This window comes from Vitreimonas flagellata (assembly GCF_004634425.1).
Classification (GTDB): Bacteria; Pseudomonadota; Alphaproteobacteria; order Caulobacterales; family Aquidulcibacteraceae; genus Vitreimonas; species Vitreimonas flagellata.
In genome coordinates this window covers 389,118-406,645 of record NZ_SBJL01000002.1, presented here as the reverse complement: position 1 = coordinate 406,645, position 17,528 = coordinate 389,118, and the positions used below count along the sequence as shown (strand labels likewise).

The 17,528-nt window shown below is 59.1% G+C and carries 13 protein-coding genes; 8 read left to right on the top strand and 5 right to left on the bottom strand.

Annotated features, from left to right (window positions below; all coding sequences use genetic code 11):
• Nucleotide 1 precedes the first annotated feature (1 nt).
• The 4 genes from EPJ54_RS10015 to EPJ54_RS09995 all read left to right on the top strand — a co-directional run bounded on the left by EPJ54_RS10015 (nucleotide 2) and on the right by EPJ54_RS09995 (nucleotide 10,121).
• Nucleotides 2-5,929: a glycosyltransferase gene (locus tag EPJ54_RS10015; protein WP_135211580.1), complete on the top strand. Its 5,928-nt coding sequence runs from the start codon at nucleotides 2-4 to the stop codon at nucleotides 5,927-5,929.
• Entirely contained in the window at nucleotides 5,926-7,173 is a 1,248-nt protein-coding gene (locus tag EPJ54_RS10010) for a class I SAM-dependent methyltransferase (RefSeq protein WP_135211579.1), read from the top strand. Before EPJ54_RS10015 ends, EPJ54_RS10010 begins: the two co-directional genes overlap by 4 nt.
• Before the next feature lie 139 nt (nucleotides 7,174-7,312).
• A complete protein-coding gene (locus EPJ54_RS10005; RefSeq protein WP_167755673.1) occupies nucleotides 7,313-8,428 on the top strand; it encodes a glycosyltransferase family 4 protein in 1,116 nt (371 codons plus the stop codon).
• Between the two features lie 634 nt (nucleotides 8,429-9,062).
• Nucleotides 9,063-10,121 (top strand): polysaccharide biosynthesis protein, encoded by a 1,059-nt coding sequence (locus EPJ54_RS09995; RefSeq protein ID WP_167755672.1) that lies wholly within the window; start codon nucleotides 9,063-9,065, stop codon nucleotides 10,119-10,121.
• 15 nt (nucleotides 10,122-10,136) lie between these two features.
• Here the strand turns inward: EPJ54_RS09995 and EPJ54_RS09990 are convergent, their stop codons facing one another.
• Nucleotides 10,137-10,628 (bottom strand): response regulator, encoded by a 492-nt coding sequence (locus EPJ54_RS09990; protein ID WP_135211575.1) that lies wholly within the window; start codon nucleotides 10,626-10,628, stop codon nucleotides 10,137-10,139.
• 162 nt (nucleotides 10,629-10,790) lie between these two features.
• Between EPJ54_RS09990 and EPJ54_RS09985 the strand changes: the two genes are divergently transcribed.
• Entirely contained in the window at nucleotides 10,791-11,141 is a 351-nt protein-coding gene (locus EPJ54_RS09985) for a hypothetical protein (RefSeq protein WP_135211574.1), read from the top strand.
• 134 nt (nucleotides 11,142-11,275) lie between these two features.
• Here the strand turns inward: EPJ54_RS09985 and EPJ54_RS09980 are convergent, their stop codons facing one another.
• The gene (locus EPJ54_RS09980) at nucleotides 11,276-11,578 is read right to left on the bottom strand and encodes a helix-turn-helix domain-containing protein (protein ID WP_239590851.1); all 303 of its coding nucleotides are present in this window, start codon (nucleotides 11,576-11,578) and stop codon (nucleotides 11,276-11,278) included.
• Nucleotides 11,579-11,630: 52 nt separating this feature from the next.
• Here EPJ54_RS09980 and EPJ54_RS09975 point away from each other — a divergent pair, with 52 nt between their 5' ends.
• The 3 genes from EPJ54_RS09975 to EPJ54_RS09965 all read left to right on the top strand — a co-directional run bounded on the left by EPJ54_RS09975 (nucleotide 11,631) and on the right by EPJ54_RS09965 (nucleotide 14,795).
• Nucleotides 11,631-12,134, top strand: coding sequence for a hypothetical protein (locus tag EPJ54_RS09975; protein WP_135211572.1), 504 nt, complete (start codon nucleotides 11,631-11,633; stop codon nucleotides 12,132-12,134).
• 167 nt (nucleotides 12,135-12,301) lie between these two features.
• Complete coding sequence (locus EPJ54_RS09970) at nucleotides 12,302-13,771, top strand: esterase/lipase family protein (protein ID WP_135211571.1); 1,470 nt, start codon at nucleotides 12,302-12,304, stop codon at nucleotides 13,769-13,771.
• A complete protein-coding gene (locus EPJ54_RS09965; protein WP_135211570.1) occupies nucleotides 13,764-14,795 on the top strand; it encodes a hypothetical protein in 1,032 nt (343 codons plus the stop codon). The genes EPJ54_RS09970 and EPJ54_RS09965 overlap by 8 nt, the downstream gene beginning before the upstream one ends.
• Before the next feature lie 9 nt (nucleotides 14,796-14,804).
• Here EPJ54_RS09965 and galE read toward each other — a convergent pair whose 3' ends face one another.
• Genes galE through EPJ54_RS09950 form a run of 3 tightly spaced genes read right to left on the bottom strand, consistent with a single transcriptional unit; the run spans nucleotide 14,805 to nucleotide 17,518 of the window.
• Nucleotides 14,805-15,782, bottom strand: a complete 978-nt coding sequence (gene galE / locus EPJ54_RS09960; protein WP_135211569.1) for a UDP-glucose 4-epimerase GalE — start codon at nucleotides 15,780-15,782, stop codon at nucleotides 14,805-14,807.
• A gap of 60 nt (nucleotides 15,783-15,842) precedes the next feature.
• Nucleotides 15,843-16,370 carry an adenine phosphoribosyltransferase gene (locus tag EPJ54_RS09955; RefSeq protein ID WP_135211568.1) on the bottom strand — a complete coding sequence of 176 codons (528 nt, stop codon included), beginning with the start codon at nucleotides 16,368-16,370 and terminating at the stop codon, nucleotides 15,843-15,845.
• Nucleotides 16,371-16,387: 17 nt separating this feature from the next.
• Complete coding sequence (locus EPJ54_RS09950) at nucleotides 16,388-17,518, bottom strand: DegT/DnrJ/EryC1/StrS family aminotransferase (RefSeq protein ID WP_135211567.1); 1,131 nt, start codon at nucleotides 17,516-17,518, stop codon at nucleotides 16,388-16,390.
• Nucleotides 17,519-17,528: the final 10 nt, after the last annotated feature.

Genomic DNA, 17,528 nt, shown 5'->3' with positions numbered 1-17,528 from the left:
AATGACGCATCGAATCGACGAACTCGTGCGCTCGCTCCCGGAGGTGTACCAGCCCATCTTTGAGCATCCGGAGCACTCTGCGGCGACATCGCGAGGGTGTTGGGATCGGCTTGAGCGCGTTGCTCAGGTCTATCTTGCGCTGGAGCGCATGTTGGCGCGTCCGCTCAAGGTCTTGGATCTGGGCTGTGCGCAGGGCTTTTTTAGCCTGCACCTCGCCAAATTGGGTGCAAGTGTCAGCGGTGTCGACACGTTGGAAGCGAATATCGCCCTCTGCAACGCGCTTGCAGTGGAGCAACCAGAACTAGATGTCTCCTTTGAGCTTCGTTCAATCGAGGACTTGGTCCCGACTTTGCGCGCGGGTGACTATGATCTTGTTTTGGGCCTTAGTGTGTTTCACCACATCGCACACGGGCGAGGCTCAGGTTTTGTCAACGAGCTGTTGCGTCAGATTTCATCGAGCAGTCTGGTGGGGCTATACGAGTTTGCTTCAGCAGAAGAGCCGCTTTATTGGGCGCAATCGCTGCCGCCGGATGCGCGGGAGTTCCTAACTAGCTACGCTTTTGTCCGGGAGATTGCGAGATTTGACACACACCTTTCGTCCGTGAGCCGGCCGCTCATGTTTGCGAGCAATCGCGCCTGGTATCTTGGGGATGAGGCGCAGGAATTCAAAAGGTGGTTGCCGTACTCAAACTCAAACGCACCGTTCGTGCACCAAGGCACGCGGCGCTACTATTTCTCGGATGCACTCGTTGCGAAGACCTATGCTCTCGACCATCCTGCTCTGAGTGATGTGAACATCTCAGAGTGGCGTAACGAGATCAGCTTTTTGTCGGACCCACCGGATGGCTTTCAGGCGCCAGGGCTTGTGTCGCATGGCAGGTCGAACAACGCCGCCTGGATTGTACGTGAACTGATAGAAGGCGACCTGCTTGACACGATAATTGCCCAGGGACGTCCGTATTCAGCAGAGAAGGTGGCTAGGGAAGTACTGGCTGACTTGACGTTGTTGGAGGCCAATGAACTTTACCATGGCGATCTGCGCGCCTGGAATGTGTTGATAGATAGAACAGGGAAGGCGCGCTTGATCGACTTCGGCTCGATAAGCGAGTCGCGGAAGGATTGCGTTCCGCCCAGCGACGTCTTTCTGGCATTTCTGATGTTCGTGAGGGAGCTCGCGCTTGGAGCGCAGCCGCGATCTCACTCAATTAGGCCATTGTTGCTTTACCCCTTGGCCCTTCCTCGCGCCTTCCGTGAGCCCGCCTTACAACTGGTGCGCACCTGGCCTGCGCAGCGCTCTTTTCGCGATTTTCAGCGTGCGTTGACCGAGCAGACAAGGGACCTATCGAGCGATCCAGCCATGTTGGATCTCTTGTTGAAGGTGGAGGAATTCTCGAACCATTGCCAATCATACATTGAGCGTGTCGAGCAGGCTTTGGCCGCGGCTAATTCGGCCATCGCTACTCATCAAGGCGTGAGCGAGAGCCTTGAGCGGGATGGTCTAGCTCTTGCAGCTGCGCTTGCTGAAGAAACAGAGCGCCGGGAGCGACTTGCCGATCAACTTGAATCTGCATTAGCTCAGCGAAACGCCGACAAACATGAGATTGAGGTGCGAGATAAGGCCATTAGTTCGCTGAACGCGGAGCTGGAGGCCGCTAACGCAGCGATTCAAATGCGCGCTCGACAAGCCGAAGAGCATGCTGCTCATTTGGCGCAGACGCAGGAGCTCCTGAACGCCGAGCTTCGACGTGCCTCATCCCTCGCAGCGTCGGTTGATGCCGCTGGCGTAGAAAAGGCTTCTTTGGTTGAGCAGTTAGGCCAAGTTTCCACAGCACGTGACCAGTACGAGAAAGATTCTAATGCCTTACGCCAGGAGCTTGTGGTCCTGCGTGCTAAGTTTGTTGAGGCCGAGGGGCTCGCCCAGAGCTTGCGCGCGGAGCTCGAACGTATCGATCAACTGGCGATCCAACGTGCTGCTGCCCACAGCGAGGAATTGATCGCGGCGAGGGCAGATTTGCATGCGCGCGAGCGCGAGGTAGCGGACAGAAACGCTGAACTGGCGTCGTTGGAGCACGCGTTGAACGTGGCGCGTGGTGACGCCGATACAGCGGCAGCGCGGGCGAAGAGCTTGGAGTTGCAGGTCAGGCAAGTACAAGGCGCCCTCGAGGCAATGCGTAACTCAACGTCGTGGCGACTGACTGCACCGATGCGTTTCGCAAAGAACTTGGCTCGCCTGGTCACGCGCGGCGGGTGGGCTTGGCTCACAATGCGCCCAGGGGTTCGTCCGCGTCGTATTGCACGATATGGCGTACTCTCGATGTCAAATATGGTGTTGCGTCGGCCAATCCTCCGGACCGTGCTGCGACCCGTGCTGAATCTGCTTCCGCCGTTGAAGCGGCGAATGGTGGCGATCGTTCTGCACGACCGAGGTCCCTCGCCGACCGAAGTGGCCGCCATCACGCCAACGCCAGCCATGGCTTCAAGATCGGAGATTGATCTAGCGCCTAATGTGGTCAGGTATCTGATCTTTGTGGATCACACCGTGCGCTGTCCCGTAAACTCGGGGGTGCAGCGCGTCGTACGCGGACTCTCGTCAAGTATGCTAGCCGTCGCGCGCGACGTGCGCTTCGTCCGGTGGGACGCTGCGATGCGCGCCTGTGTGTACATCTCCCTTGAAGAGCGTTTGCACCTGGCTGAGTGGAACGGTCCCTCGGTCGCAGAGGAGGAGCGTCGGTTTTACGGGTTGCTTGGTGGTCAATTGGCCCAATCAAATTCATCGACATGGCTGTTGGTGCCTGAGGTCACGCACATTACCTACCACGCGCAACAGGTCACCAATGACCTCTTGCGCTGGGTTCGAAACGCCTCAATTCGCTGCGGCTTCACATTTTACGATGCGATACCAATCAAGCGCACCGAGTTCGCGGCCCTCGCGCCCATTCATGCCGAGTACATGTCGTTGTTGCGCTTGGCCGACGCGGTTTGGCCCATCTCGGATCATGTGCATGCGGACCTCATCGAGTACTGGCGCCAGAACGATCTGGCGGAGCCGGCGACCATGCCCGTTGTGACGACCCTGCACCTGCCGGGCGCTTCATTTGATGTTGCTCGATCGGTCGAGGCGGATGTCACCGAGAACTTGGTTTTATGTGTGGGCACGATCGAGGCGCGCAAAAATCAGCTTACGCTTGTCCGAGCATTTTCGCAGATGTTGCAGGAAAAGCCCACGTGCGGTTGGCGCTTGGTGCTCGTTGGAAATCTGCATCCAGACGTAAGCGAAGAGCTTCGCGGCGCATTGGGTCCGTCGATACAATATCTTGGCGTACCGACGGATGATGAGTTGGTTGCGCTGTATCAGCGCTGCGCGTTCACCGTGTTTCCATCGGTTGAGGAGGGATTCGGTCTTCCGATCCTGGAAAGCATTTGGCACGCGCGACCCTGCATCTGTGCCGATTTTGGCGCGATGGCGGAAGTTGCGCGTGGCGGGGGGTGTCTCACAATAGACGTCCGCAATGCCGATACGATTCAACACGCGCTAGAGAGATTGATAGAGGAGCCTTCGCTGCTGAAGGCGCTTAGCGCCGAGGCCGCAGCGCGCCCACTCCAGACCTGGGATCGTTTCGCGACGGCATTGATGATCAATACAGGCCTTCAGGCGGCATCGTCCGAATCAATCATCTATTATTGGGTAGAGGCAACGCGGGCATTCGGGAGCAATACAGGGATACAGCGCGTCACTCGAATGTTGGCGAAGCATTTGCTCGACCTCGGTCTTCGGGTCATTCCGGTGGTTTGGGCGGGTGAGGCTCAAGTCTTTCAACGCGCCAGTCACGAAGATCTTCTGCATCTCCAGAAGTGGAACGGTCCGCGTGTAGACGCGTGGGCCGAGTGGTCGGATCTAGGTGCAGCGCCGGCGGGGAGCGTCTTCCTCATGCCCGAACTGCCTCTCGCCTTCTCAATGGCTCACCAGAAGCTGCTTCGGACGCATGCATTCGATCACGGCTTGCGCACCGCATGTCTATTTTACGATGCGATACCATGGAAGCTCAGCAGCATTTACTCGGGCGCTTACGCGAATGCGCACCAAAATTACATGCGTGTGCTGAGCGAGTACGACGTCGTGATGCCAATTTCGAATTGGTCGCGTCGCGACTTCGTAGATCTTCTCGATCTCGGCGCCAGCGACGCGGCAAAAGTTGTAGGCGTTGAGTTGGCGGGAGAATTCCCGGAGACGAGTCGGACCACAGAGGTCCGAGCGATCGAGTCCGACGATATCAACATCTTGGCGGTCGGTACTTTAGAGCCCAGAAAGAACTACGAAACTCTGCTCAAGGCCTTCGCCATTGCGCGGGAGAATTCAAGGCGCAGCCTTCGCTTGACCATCGTGGGGCGCGAAGATGCCCTCGATGCTGTTCTCTCCGAACGCGTAAAGGCTCTCATCGCCGCGACACCAAATGTGTATTGGTTTGCCGAAGCGGATGACCGGCAACTGCGCGAACATTACGCGCGCGCTCAATGCACGGTGTTTCCTTCGATTGAGGAGGGTTTTGGCCTTCCCATTCTGGAGAGCTTGTGGGCTGGAAAGCCGTGCATTTGCGCGAATTTTGGGGCGATGGCGGAGGTTGCCGAGCAGGGAGGCTGTTTGCAGACCGATGTTCGCGATGAGCGGCGGTTGGCGGAGGCTCTGGTGGAGATGGCGGAGAACACCGCACTGAGATTGACTCTTGCCGAACAAGCGGTCACGCGACCGCTACGTGGCTGGTGCGAGTACGCGTCCGATGTCGCATCGGTTTTGGGTTTCGCAGCGAGGCCGGCGACAGTTCGATCTCGAGGTCTGGCATTCGCTGTAGAGCCGTCGCGTCGCCCACGCTTGTCGCTTTGTATAACGACGTACAATCGAGCGTCCTGGTTATCCGCGGCCTTGGCCAATTTGAGTCGCTTGTGGCCGAACGCGCACGATGAGGTGGAAATTGTTGTTTGTGACAACGCGTCGACCGACAATACGGCGGAGATAGTCGCCCCGTACCTCGGGCGGGAAGATTTCACCTACGTGCGCAATCCCGTTAACGTCGGTATGTTGGGCAATCTTCGAGAGACAGCACTTGCCGCAAATGGCGAGTATGTTTGGATCCTGGGGGATGATGATCTTCTCGTGCCCGGGGCAATTGAAAAGGTTCTGGCGGCAATCGACGCAAATCCGGGGGTGGCTCTTTGCTATCTGAACTACGCGTACACGCGCACAGAAGACGCTCGTAGCGTATCTGACTTTGATCAGTTCATTCGGGAGGCAACGCCGATCGTTGCGCCTGGGCCCGATGCTGCATCGACCTTAAGAGAGGTATGCGCCCAGAACGAGAATTTCTTCACCGCGATTTATACGCTCGTGTTTCGCCGCGATCATGCTTGGCTCGCCTACTCCCAAAGTACTGTTGGACGGCCGTTCTCGACGATGCTCACCTGCATTCCAACCACCCATTATGTCCTTAACAACATGATGGAGGAGCCGGCCGTATGGATTGGGGAGCCGCAGGTCGTCGTGAACATGAACGTCTCGTGGATGAGATATGCCCCGCTTTGGATATTGGAACGGATACCAGAGGTCTACGACGTCGCCGAGGCTCGTGGTGTGCCTCAAGCACTGATGGACGGATGGAGACGGCATACATTGCCCTCTGTCATTCACTATTTTAGAGAGATTTTGCACACTGATCCGGAGGGCAACGCGCGATATTTCTCGCCCTCGAGGTTGGTAGCTCGATTTGCGCATTTAGAAGAGTTCAGAACGGTATGTGAGGCGGAGTTGATCACGCTTTATGAGAAGGCGCATGGGATCGGCGCGCCAGCTGCGCAAGAGGATCCGAAAGACGTTTTTGCGCCGTTGAAGAAGTCAGACCTGGTTGTAACCGGAACACGTTATGGGGTTTCCGCATGAAAGAGGCATCTAACTACACTGCTATCGAAAGATGCCGCGTGGGTGGTCGGAACGATCTGATCTCCGTGCTCAATCTGGGGCATCAGGCGCTGACTGGGGTGTTCCCGCGCTCAACAGGTGAAAACGTGACGGTGGGCCCATTGGAGCTCGTCTGGTCGCCCTCCAGTGGGTTGCTCCAATTGAAGCACTCATACGCCCCACAAGAGATGTATGGCGAAAACTACGGCTATAGGTCGGGTCTAAACCAGTCGATGGTCGATCACCTGACGCAAAAGGTCAGGTACTTGGAGCGGCTGGTGAGCCTGGCGCCTGGTGACGTGGTTCTCGACATCGGAAGCAACGATTCTACTACGTTGCGCGCCTATTCGGTTTCCTCTCTCACCCGCATCGGTATCGATCCAACCGGAAGGAAGTTCGCGAAGTATTATCCGGCGGACGTGCAGCTCGTCCCGGACTTTTTCTCTGAGAACGCCTTTCGGTCGGTGAGCAGTCGATCGGCTAAGGTCGTTACTTCGATCGCGATGTTTTACGACCTTGAAGATCCGATCTCTTTCGCACGTCAGATCGCAAACATCCTTGATCGAGACGGCGTTTGGCACTTCGAGCAGAGCTACATGCCCTCGATGCTTCGGTTGAATTCCTACGACACCATCTGTCACGAGCATGTCGAGTACTATTCGCTTCAGGTTGTGCAGAGCATTCTTGATGCCGCAGATATGAAGCTCGTCGATGTAGTGATGAACAATATCAACGGGGGAAGCTTTGCGGTCACTGCCGTACGGCGCGACAACACGTCCATCAAGCCGAATCTGCCTGTGATCAATTGGCTGCTTGAGCAAGAGGACAGAATGGGCCTCTCGACGCCGCGACCGTATCGCGAATTCGAAGAGCGCGTGTTTCGTCACCGAGAAGATCTTGGCCGGCTCGTTAAGGGATTGGTCGCGGACGGCAAGAGGGTTCTTGGCTACGGAGCGTCGACGAAGGGGAATGTACTCCTTCAATTCTGCGGATTGGGCGCCACCGAAATTCCAGCGATTGCAGAGGTCAACGAGGAAAAATTTGGGCGCTTCACGCCGGGCACGCACATCCCCATTGTGTCTGAGCAAGACGCGCGCGCTATGAACCCGGATTACCTACTTGTTCTCCCGTGGCATTTCAAAGATGGGATCATCAGGCGTGAGCAAAAATACTTGGAGGCGGGTGGAAAGCTAATTCTTCCGTTTCCAGAGATTGAGATCGTTTGATTTGTTCACGAGCTCCCGTCCAATTGCCCAATTTATACATCAACAAGTTTGGCGCAGGTTGCCCAAGAGACTTCGGCGGTGGGCTTTGCTGCGCGGAGCGACGTTGCTCGCCACCAAGCCGGATCGCGGCGCGAGCAGGGTGTCGCCGATCATCGTGGTGGGTCGGTTGCGGAATGCTAGTGGGTTGGGAGCTGTAGCGCGGAGCTGCCACGATGCGCTGCGTGACGCGGGTCTCGATGTGTACGGAATAGACATTTCGCGCGCCCTTATGTGCGAGGAGGACTTTCCACAGTTCAAGTTTCGCGACGGGCGAAAGATTGAGGGGCGCGGCACAGCGCTTATGCACGTTAGTGGCGACCTTTTGCCTCTTGCGATTGCCGTGCTGGGCCGCCGGTGGGTGCGCGAGAAGCGCGTAATAGCCCACTGGTTTTGGGAGTTGTCTCGCCTGCCCAAAGAATGGCGCGTCGCCTTGCCGTTCATCCACGAGATTTGGGTCAATTCTCAGTTCGTTTTACAGGCCGTCAAAGCAATTGGCGCCCCGTGCGATGTGTCTGTCGTGCCGATGCCGATAAAGTTCAGCTCAAAGGCCGATCGGGTGGCGGATGGCTTTTTTCGTGCGTTGGTAATATTCAACGTAGCTTCGGGCTTTGCACGGAAGAATCCTTGTGCTGCGATCCGTGCATTCAAAACGGCTTTTGGCGACGATCCGTCGGCTACCCTTCTGGTGCAGTTCAGTAATTCCTCGCATTGGCCGGAAGCGGTCAGGCAAATGCAAGCCGCGATCGGCGGTGCGACGAATATTGTACTGCAGGAGTCATCACTTACGGACGAAGGGATTGATGACCTTTATGCTCAGTCCGATGTGGTGCTGTCACTGCACCGTGCTGAGGGATTTGGCCTTGTTCCTGCGGAGGCCATGTTGAGAGGAAAGCCCGTCATAGTGACCGATTGGTCGGGCACGAAAGATTTTGTCTCTAGTGCTCACGGATGCCCGGTGGGTTATCGGTTGGTTGAGGTCAATGATCCTCAATCAACCTATCGAGACGAGGTGTGGGCTGAGCCCGATGAGCAAGAGGCTGCGCGATTGTTACAAAAGTTGCGTAGTGACAAAGTATACCGAGAGGAAATAGGACAACGCGCGGCTGAATATGCGGCGCGCGCGTTTGCGCCTGAACGGTTCGTGCGGGCGATCTCTGGAACTGGGGTTGAGCGATGCAACGGGTACAAAGTTCAAGAAAGTCAAAGTGGCCGCTAACGCTGGCGTTGCTGGGGGCTGGAGTCCTTGCTGCTTCCTGTAACCAACAGCCGGTCGCGCCTGAAGAATCTCCGGAGACGGTCGCGCCCTATGCTGAATGCGCGCCACATCTTGCAGTCTCTGGCGCGAATGGCGTGCTCACTCCGGGCGATTGCATCGTGTCGCCAAATGCACAATTTGTGCTCACCATGCGCTCTTCGGGCGATCTGGAACTGATTCAGCCAGGGTCCGATGGTGACACAATCCTCTGGAGTTCGCATTCTTCTGGCGGCGCGCCCCGCACTCGCCATTTGGGTGTGCAAGCGGATGGCAATCTCGTAATTTATGACCATGAGGGTCGGCCGGTTTGGGCTTCCGGCTCGTCGGCTCCCGTCGGAAATTTCACTCTGAGGGTCGAGGATGCCGGCGTCGCCCAATACATTTCTGAGGGTGGCGACGTAGTTTGGAGCGTGCCTCAGTAGCTGCTCCGCTTTTTCGGCTAGGTTTGTGACATAATTTCTGGCGTTGCACGTTAGAAGGTCGTGACGCACTCCGCTTGTGCAAGATGCGACATTTCCCGTGCGTATGTTGCTAAGACTCGCTTTTGGATGTGGCCTCCAATACAATCCCTGCGGGAAAGTCGAAGGGGGCGGGGTTGAGTGAGTTGCGAGGCGCATGCGCGCGCAATGTGCAGTGGGCGGGTAAGAAGGTGCTCGTCACGGGCGCTGCCGGATCGATAGGGCGGGCTCTGGCCGAAAGTCTCTCTTACTCCCAGTGCGAAGCACTGATTGTGCTCGACCACCACGACCATGGGCTACTCGAAGTCGCCGAGGCGACTGCCGGGCGTGCACGGCAAATCCGAGTCGTAGAGGCGCTTGCCAATATTCGCGACCGCGCGCGCCTTACCAGCATCATGGAGCGCGAACGTCCCGACATCGTGATTCATGCGGCGGCCTTGAAACACGTGCATATGGGCGAGCGTCATCCCGGCGAGTGCGTGCGCACAAATCTCTTGGGCGTCCGCAATGTGGTGGCTGCGGCCGAGCAAGCGGGCGTCAGCGCTTTTACCTTCGTGTCTTCCGACAAAGCGGCAGAACCTGTTTGCGTCATGGGGGCGTGCAAGCGCTTGGGCGAACTTTATCTGGGCGGTCGCCAGCTTGCCGGCTCAAAGATGCGCATGCGCTCTGTGCGTTTTGGCAATGTCCTGGGCTCCAGCGGCTCGGTCCTGCCGCGGTTCGAAGCGCAGATTGAAGCGGGTGGTCCCGTTGAGATTACCCATCCCGACATGGAGCGGTTTTTCATGTCGCACGACGAGGCCGTCGATCTTGTACTCGGCGTGAGCGCAGCAGAGCACGCTGAGACTGTGGCGGCTGGTGGCGCCTATTTCGTGGACATGGGCGCGCCGCGCTCCATTCTCGCCATGGCGCAGGAACTTATTCGACGCTCCGGCCGCGACATTGAACTCAAAGTGACGGGAACGCGCGCGGGCGAAAAAATCCGTGAGCGGCTGTTCGATGATTATGAATACGTGTCGCCGACGTCTACGACGGGCCTCTTCCATGCAGCGCCAAGCGCGGCGACTGCCTGTTTGAGCGATGCTGAATTGGACGAGGTCGAGCGTCTGGCGCACCAATTCGACGATTTAGCGCTGGTGCATCATCTCTTTGCGTTGCTGGATCAAAAGCTCGGACGTCTCACCCGCTTGGCTGGGTAGGGCAGCGCGGCGTCCTCAAGAAGCTGCGTCGCTTTTGCGCCGGCGAGCCCCTGCGCCGGCCGTCACAATACCTGCGCGCCGGCAGGGGCCGGTATAGATTTCGGTTTCGATAAACGGACGCGGGCGCGCCAGCACTTTGGTGATTGTGTTGATAAGCGAATTGCTGGTGATCGGCAGACCGATCATGGCGTTGGCGCCGGCACGGCGACAGGCCTCGACCTTAGATAGCGTGAGTGTTCGTGATGTGACGAAGATCGCCGCTTCGCGCGCCTGATGGCGCGTGTCACGGCGCAACATCTTGACCCAGTCGAGCGCAGGCGTGGGCGCGCAATCCTCAGATAGAATGATGACATTAAGTCCGGTTGTATCGGCGCGCTTATAGGCCTCATCGCCGTCTCTAACGGCAAGCGCGCGCGTCACGCCAGCGCTGCGCAAGACGCCCTGGATGGTCTCTGCGTCGAACTTGTTGGCCATGGCAAGCAGGACCGACCATCGGTGCGGCGGCATTTTGAGCTCCTCGGCCGAAGGGGACGCTCAGATACTTAAAGCTCTGTTGATGACGCACGATCGCTAGGCGTGCGCATGATCCAATCATGGGCGTCTTAGCTGCATTCTCAGCAATCGTCAGAATCCGGAAAGCAATGGAATAGCCAGGAAACAAAGGAAAAATTGCCTCTTTGGTTTCTGGCGCGCATCGTTCGGCGCATGGAGCTTGAATTCCGCGACGACGATCTGCCTGTTCCTGCGGAGGCGGCCGGAGAGCGCGTGCTGCGATTGATCTCGCCTATTGAAGCAGTGCTCAGTATTTTTTCGGGCTCGGATCAGGAACAGAATTCGCACGCCATGTATGCATTGGCGATCGCGCTCGCCATTCGCCTGCAGCGTCTGCCTCTGCCCGAACGACGTGTAATCGGCGAGGGCGCGCTCGCTATGATCCGCGTGTCGGCTTTCGGTCCCTATCGCGAAGACGATGATGATGAAGAAGAGCTCGGTCCCGACGACGAGGCGCCCTACGGCTGAGCCGCGAACGCGCGCCAGACTTGCGTCAGGGAGCAAGGCTCGAAGGGGCGAGACCTTGCGTATTCGCAAGGGCTCGATGCGCCAGCACGAGCGTCTGGCCGCCCGCTAAAGGGCGGCGACGCTCAGACCAAATCCTAACGTTTGCGCTTGAGTTTCAAACGTACCCCTGCACCCAAAGCATCGTCAGCTTCAACGAAGACAACACCCGCCGCTTCCAGCGCTTTTTGTACACGCGCCAGGGTTCCTGACTGCATCCCACCTTTGTTGGTCTCGAAGCGCAGAATTGTAGATGCTGCGACATTGCTCATTTCTGAGAGTTCGCGAACGCTGACGCCGAGGGCAGCGCGGGCCATTCGAATCTGCTCAGGCGACGCCATTGCGTGAAAAACTCCGAAAAGTCGGCGAATTTCGTTGACTAACTCAGCGAAATCCTCCAAGTATTAGGAGGAAACCTCTTAATGTTCGCTGATAGTCCGCTGGATCACGCCCATGCCCAAGCTCTCCCGCCGCACTCTCATCGGCGCTTTACCCTTGGCCGTTGATGCCGCTCTCCATCCTCGTCCAGCTGAGGCTCCTCAACTTCGTCCAGCTCGCATTGCTCCCTCGGCCGTCGACGACTTGCTCGAAGAGATCCGCGCCTGGATACAAACCCACACCGCCCGTGACGCCATGGTCTGCGCCTATTCAGACGCAGAAGGGCGCCTCTTCTTGAAAGCAAAGGCGCTTGGGCTTTCGCCCAGCAGAATCCTCCGCAGCAATCTCGATGACGCCAGGGCGCTTAAAGTCCTCAACCGCGACATCAAAAGCGCTGACCGAAAACTCGATCGCGCCGCGGCCCGTATTGCGCAGACCAGGCCTCAATCCTTGGAAGCCGCCATGGCCCAAATCGACATGGGTCTGCTTATTCAAGGGCCCTATGATTGGGACGATCACGCCTATGCCTTGATCCAAAGCGGGCGCGCCCATCTCTGGCAATCTCTCGCACACGCCTGAATCTGCGTAACGTTTGGCATATCGCGCGCGCCGAGCGCAGCGCCCTCATGTACGCGACGCCAAAGCCTTCAAAGTCCTTGGCGCAGAAAAATGTGGGCGCTCGCCATCCACATGTTGCTGGACAAGTTGATTTTCCAGGTTCCCTATTGGGGTTGGGGAGCATGGGGATGGGCGGCAATCGTGTAACTATTGTTTCGGTTCATGGCACGGGCGACACCGCCGCGGAGCCTGATGGACCGATCGACGGCGACCATTGGTTTCAAACGCGGTCGAAATTCATGGCGTCGCTGAAGCAGCGCCTGGCTGGCCGCGGGCTCGAGGCCGAAATCATTCCTCACCTCTGGTCTGGCGCAAATAGCGCCATGGAGCGTGAGCGCGGCGCCCGCGCCCTCGTCAGAACCATCCAGCGCGCGGCGCGCCGCAATGGCGGGCCCGTGCATGTCATTGGCCATTCTCATGGCGGCAATGTCGCCAATGACGCCGCGCGCATGCTGAATTGGTCACGCGCGCAACGCGACCCGAAAATCGCAAGCATCACCACCGTGGGCACGCCCTTTTTTCGTACGCACGCGACAGGCACGGAACGCTTCGGCGCTTGGTTGTTCGCCGCCATTGCGGCACTCAGCATCCTGATGATCCCCGCGATCACGGCCTTCGCAAGCGACGGGGTCGTCAACGCCACGCTCGACCTCGTCAATATGCCCTTCAAGGATGTAGTGGCGCACACAGACGAACGGCGCGCCATGTTCGAGCAGGGCGCAGACATCGCACGGGCTTCCGATACGGGGCTCTTGGTCGGTGTTCTGACCTGGATGACGCAGCATGCCTATCCGGTGGTCAGCGGCCTCGCGTTGCTATTGATGCTGCCGGTGGCGTTCTATGGCCTGGCGCGCATTCGCCGCGCCTCACGACGCCCGAGCGCCGACACATTGATCTATTCGATCTGGCACCCGAGTGACGAAGCGATCGCTTTCCTGCGGCGGCTCGAAAGCGTGCCGCTCGAACCGTTTCCGCGCTGGTCCTTGTTTCGAAGTTCGCGCACCACAGGCGTCCATTGGGGTGTGAACGCCGTCATTGGCTTTATCCTGATTGGCGCTGGTTTCCTGGCGTTTGATTTCTTTCGAGGCATCAACGTCTTGGTGCAGCCCTTCCAATCGATCGGCGCCTATCTCGTGGTGATCGGCATTGCTGGTGCGCCTTTGGTCTTCATGGTGGCCTATTTCTTCTACCGCCTGTTTGCGGCGCTGGTGCTGGAATTGTCGTTGCGCGGCATGCTGAACAACACCATTGGCGGCACGCTGATCGCGATCGCCTTCGGCCGCGACGGCGATCACCGCATCGACAAGGTCTCCACCTGTTCTCACTCATACGGCACGCAAAGTGATGTGCTCGGCGGAGAGGTGGCGGACCGTATGACGGTTAACGCCGCCGAGGCGTCCAAGCGCTTGTTTGACAGGTATCGCGCCGCGATTTTTAGCGTGAGCGCTGACGAGACGAACGCGATTAATGAGCTCGCCAAGGATTCCATGACTTGGGATAGTCTCATCCACACCACCTATTTCGACCAGCCGGAGGTCGTCGATCGCATCGGCGATTACATCGCAGGCGTTGCGCAAGCGGAGAGCGCCCATGCTTAAGCGCACCCTCGCTTTTTTTGCTGTCCTGATCGCGGCGGCGTGTTCGCCGGTCGCGGTGGAACAGGCTGCTGATGACGCAGCACCCAGTCATTGCGAGCTCTGGGGCGAGCATGCCCAAGCCGACAATTATCCGGCGAGCTTGATTGGCGTGGGCCGCCAGGAGCGCACGCGCGGCGCATTCGATTACGATCGCGCGTGCTCGGTGTTCTCAGACACCGATGCGCGCCTGCGCGGACTCGTCCTCGAATATCTCGATCTCTACCAGGACACGTTTGGCGGCACGCTCGTGCGCAACCTCGATTATTTCGACGGCATCATCGCGATGCGCAACGGCGACGCACACGTGTTCGAACGCTATCTGACGGGCGGCGTGGAATATCGCTTCATTGGCGCGTGCGACAATGAATGCGAGGATGTGGACTTGATGCTGCTCGACGAAAGCGGCGCGCCAATTGTTGGCGAGGATGGAGAGCCAATCCAAGACGTGCTCGTCGACAATTACCCGGTCGTCGTATTCACGCCGCCAAGCGACGGCCAGTATCTGCTGCAGCTGGCGATGTATTCATGCTCCGCCGAGCCCTGTTATGCAGGCGTACGCGTGCTGGAGCAGCGTGCAAGTTGGGCCATGGCTCCGAATTACGGCGAGGTGCAATTGGGGTCGGGCGTCTTTGCCGATCCACACGTGCTCGACCTCGACGCGGGCGGCTATGTCGACATGCAGGGGCGCATTGAATCGTGCCGCGGCTTTATCACCGAGAATCCCGACTATCGCATGGTGTTTACGCCCGGTGAGCAACCTGCGCCGCTCATCTTCTCGGTGAATTCAGACGTCGACACCACCTTGGTGATCAATGGGCCCGATGGGCGCTGGTATTGCGACGACGATAGCGGCGTGCGCGGCGCCAATCCCATGCTGATGTTCGAGGCGCCGAGCGCAGGCCAATACGACATCTGGGTGGGGATATTTGGTGAGCCGGGCACACATCCCGCCCGGCTCGTCATCTCGGAGCACGTGAGCCAATAGCTGTGGCCTTCAGTTCTCCTGGGCGTGCCAGCGCCATGCGGACGCGATGATGTTCTTGATGTCGGAGTGCTGCGGCTTCCAGCCAAGAATGCGTTCGGCTTTTTCGGCGCTGGCGACGAGCGCGGGCGGGTCGCCGGCGCGGCGTGGGCCAATCTTGCGCGGCAGTGGGCGTCCGGAGACATATTCGACGGCGGCGGCGATTTCTTCCACCGTGGTGCCGTTGCCGGTGCCCAGATTGAACACGTCGCTCGCGCCGCCGTTCAACAAATATTCGAGCGCGCGGCAATGGGCGTCGGCGAGATCGGCGACGTGGATGTAGTCGCGGAGGCCCGTGCCGTCGCGCGTGTCAAAATCATTGCCGAAGATCGTGAAGGTGTAGTCGTTCTTGAGCGCGCCGCGAATGGCGAGCGGGATGACGTGTGTTTCCGGTTCGTGACGCTCGCCGATCGTGCCGTCGGGATCAGCGCCGGCGGCGTTGAAATAGCGCATCGCCGCGTAGCGAAGGCCGTGCGCGACCGAATAATCGGCGAGCATTTTTTCCACGATGAATTTCGACCAGCCATAGGGATTGATCGGCGCTTGCGGATGCTCTTCGTCGATCGGCGTGCGCACCGGCACGCCATAGGTGGCGCAGGTGCTGGAGAAGACGATGTTCTTAATCGCGTTCGCGCGCATCGCGTCGAGAATGTTGAGCGTGCCCAGCGAATTGTTGCGATAATACATGCCAGGCTCTTCGACGGACTCGCCCACATAAGCGAAGGCCGCGAAATGCGCGACAGCGTCCGGCTTCACGCGCGCCATCGCCGCTTTCAGCGTTTCGATGTCGAGAATGTCGCCCTCGATCAGATCGCCCCAGCGCACCATCTCGCGCCAGCCGCGCGACAGATTGTCGAAGACGACAACCTTCCAGCCGGCGTTCGCGAACGCTTTGCAGCAATGGCTGCCGACATAGCCGGCCCCGCCGGTGACGAAGACTGTCTTGCTCATGTGGCTTCCTTTAAGCGGCGGCGCGGGCGCCCGCAATGCGCGAGCGCGGCGTTCACGTTTCTAGTGACCGTCGAACGCGCAGAGCGCGTCCACGCGAATGCCCAGTGCGCGCAATCGATCCGCGCCGCCGAGGTCGGGGAGGTCGATCACGAAGCTTGCGCCGATGGGTTTGGCGCCAAGGCGTTCGATGAGTTTGACGGCGGCGGTCGCCGTGCCACCTGTGGCGATGAGATCATCCACGATCAGCACGTGCTCGCCGGCCGCAAGCGCGTCGGCATGCAGCTCCATCACGTCCACGCCATACTCAAGTTCATATTCCTGGCGCACACTTTGCCACGGCAGCTTGCCCTTCTTGCGCACGGGCGCGAAGCCGCAGGAGAGCTGGTGCGCCACCGCGCCGCCCAGAATGAAGCCGCGCGCTTCGATGGCGACGACCTTGTCGATGCGGATGCCGGCGTAAGGCTGCACCAATTGGTCAACGACGGTGCGAAAGGCGCGCGCGTTGCCGAGCAGCGTCGTGATGTCGCGGAACATGATCCCAGGCTTGGGATAGTCCGGGATGGTGCGGATGGCGGTTTTGATGTCCATCCGCGAACGCTAGCGCCTCAGCCGCCCGCCGTCACGAACTCGCGAATGGCGCCCGCGATTTTGGTTTGCGTTTGCCCATCGAGATAGGGATGCATCGGCAGCGCAAGCACGCGATGCGCGATGTCTTCGCTCACCTTCAAGCCGCCGGCGCCGACCGGGAAACTCTCATAGGCCGTCTGCTTGTGCAGGGGCTTTGGATAATATTGCGCCGTCGGAACGCCAGCTTCGCGCAGGTGCGCGGCCAGTGCGTCGCGCTTCTCGTGCTCGACCACATATTGCGCCCAGGTGGAGATTCCGCCTTCGATCACCTTTGGCGTCGTCACCAAGCCTTCGAGCATTTGCGCGTAGCGGTTCGCGACCTCGTTCCGGGCGCGGATTTCCTCGGCGAAGATCGCGAGCTTCTCGATTAGGATCGCGGCTTGGATCGTGTCGAGGCGCGAATTCATGCCGATGCGGGCGCAATTGTATTTGTCGTCGCCGCTGGCGCCGTGGAAGGCGATCGAGCGCATGAGCACGGTTTCAGCATCGTCGTTCGAGAGCGTCGCGCCGCCGTCGCCGTAACAGCCGAGGGGCTTCGCTGGGAAGAACGAGGTGGTCGCAGCATCGGCCCAGTGCATCGGGTGCAAGCCGGCGAGCGTGCAGCCATAGCCTTGCGCGCTGTCGGCGATGAGCTTCAGGCCCTCGCGCTTACAGATCGCGCTGATGGCCGGATAATCCGCTGGTTGGCCGAAGAGATCGACGGCGATCACGACTTTCGGCGTGAGCTTGCCGGCCTTCTTCACGCCAGCGATCGCCGCTTCGAGCGACGCGGGATCCATGTTGTAAGTGTCGGGCAGCACGTCGACGAACACTGGCGTCGCTTGCACCCACGGCACGATCTCAGCGGTCGCCGCGAAGGTGAAAGACGGGCAGAACACCGCGTCGCCTTCGCCCACGCCCCAGGCCCAAAGCGGCAGCACGAGCGCGTCGGTGCCGTTGGCGTTGGCGATGCAATGCTTGGCGCCGCCGAACGCGGCAAGTTGACCTTCGAGTGTTTTCACCTCCGGGCCAAAGATGAATTGGCCATGCGCCAGCACGCGCGCGATCGCTGAATCGATTTTGTCGGCAATGCGCGCACGTTGCGCTTGCAGGTCGATGAAGGGGATCATGGCTTACCTC